Genomic DNA, 1363 nt, shown 5'->3' with positions numbered 1-1363 from the left:
GGGTGGTGGCGTGGCGGGGTGCCGCGTGGCCGCGCGGGGGTGACCGGTCGCTCGGGGGGCTGCTCGGTGGGCCGAGCGGTCAACCGAGCGGCCGGGCCGCGGCGGTGGGGCGGGCGCGGGCCTCGCGGGGCGTCAGCGGGCCGTGTCCGTCGGCGCAGTGGACGACCGCTTCGAGCGGTGCGCCGCAGTCGCGGTGCCGGACCTCGAGGGGCGGGCCTTCCGCGTCCGCGGTCCAGCGGTCGCCCCACTGCTTGAGCGCGATCATCACCGGCCAGAGATCCCAGCCCTTGTCGGTGAGCCGGTACTCGTGCCTGGTCCGGCGTCCGGGCTCCTGGTACGGGACCGTCGTCAGGATCCCGGCCGCGACCAGCCGTCGCAGCCGGTCCGCCAGGACGGCCTCGGAGAGGCCGACGTGGCGACGGAAGTCGTCGAAACGGCGGACCCCGTTCATCGCGTCGCGCAGGACGAGCAGCGCCCAGCGCTCGCCGACCAGGTCGAGGGTCCGCTGCACGGTGCAGTTCTCGGTGCTCGTCTCCAGCCAGGTCATGGGCCCCATCCTAGGCGGGCTGGCTTCGGCATTGACAGTCAGCGGGGGCGGTCGGTTAGCTGGCTTCGACGAACAGAGCCAGGGTGGGCTGGCGTCCTCCGGCTGGACCCTTGCCGGGAGGAGGAGCAGCCGCCGGGAGGTCAGGAGGACGGCGCATGGACGGATCGCAGACGCCCACGGAGACGCCCACGCAGGCGGAGGCGCAGGGTCGGGTGCGGGCGCGGGCGCAGGCGCGGACGCGGACGTATTCGTGGGAGGACCCGCGGGTCTCGGCGGCTGCTGTGGGGGAGGAGAGCGGGCTGGAGTTCCTGCAGCGGATGGTCGCTGGGGAGCTGCCCACGCCGCCCATCGCGGCGACTCTCCAATTCACCCTTGAGTCGGTCGAGTTCGGGCGAGCGGTGTTCACCCTGGAGCCGGGCGAGGAGCACTACAACCCGATCGGGAGCGTCCACGGTGGCGTCTACGCCACACTGCTCGACTCGGCGGCGGGTTGTGCGGTGCAGTCTGTGCTGCCGCCGGCCACGGGCTACACCTCGCTCGATCTGAACGTGAAGTTCCTGCGCCCGATCACGGTGGACACCGGGAAGGTGCGGGCCGTCGGCACCGTACTGAACCACGGGCGGCGGACGGCGTTGGCGCAGGCCGAACTCGTTGACTCCGAAGGGAAGTTGATTGCGCACGCGGTGAGCAGTTGCATGATTTTTCCCGCGGCGGGGAGGGCTTGAAGGCAGTCGCACCGGCGTGCAACGGCATTCACCGTAGGGCGACGCGCGCGCTCGTGCTGCTGAATGGAAAATCGGGCTGCGGGAGGGCAGG

Annotated in this window: 2 protein-coding genes; one reads left to right on the top strand and one right to left on the bottom strand. The window is 72.0% G+C overall.

The genetic code is table 11. The features are described from left to right. Window positions 1–79 precede the first annotated feature (79 nt). Window positions 80–547: a winged helix-turn-helix transcriptional regulator gene (locus ACFP3V_RS30245; RefSeq protein WP_380590492.1), complete on the bottom strand. Its 468-nt coding sequence runs from the start codon at window positions 545–547 to the stop codon at window positions 80–82. A gap of 155 nt (window positions 548–702) precedes the next feature. Between ACFP3V_RS30245 and ACFP3V_RS30240 the strand changes: the two genes are divergently transcribed. After that, window positions 703–1272 carry a PaaI family thioesterase gene (locus ACFP3V_RS30240; protein WP_380590489.1) on the top strand — a complete coding sequence of 190 codons (570 nt, stop codon included), beginning with the start codon at window positions 703–705 and terminating at the stop codon, window positions 1270–1272. The last annotated feature ends 91 nt before the right edge of the window (window positions 1273–1363 follow it).

The organism is Streptacidiphilus monticola, from assembly GCF_042658505.1.
Taxonomy (GTDB): Bacteria; Actinomycetota; Actinomycetes; order Streptomycetales; family Streptomycetaceae; genus Streptacidiphilus; species Streptacidiphilus monticola.
The sequence above is the reverse complement of the archived record's forward strand: the minus strand, read 5'-3'. Positions and strand labels throughout refer to the sequence as shown.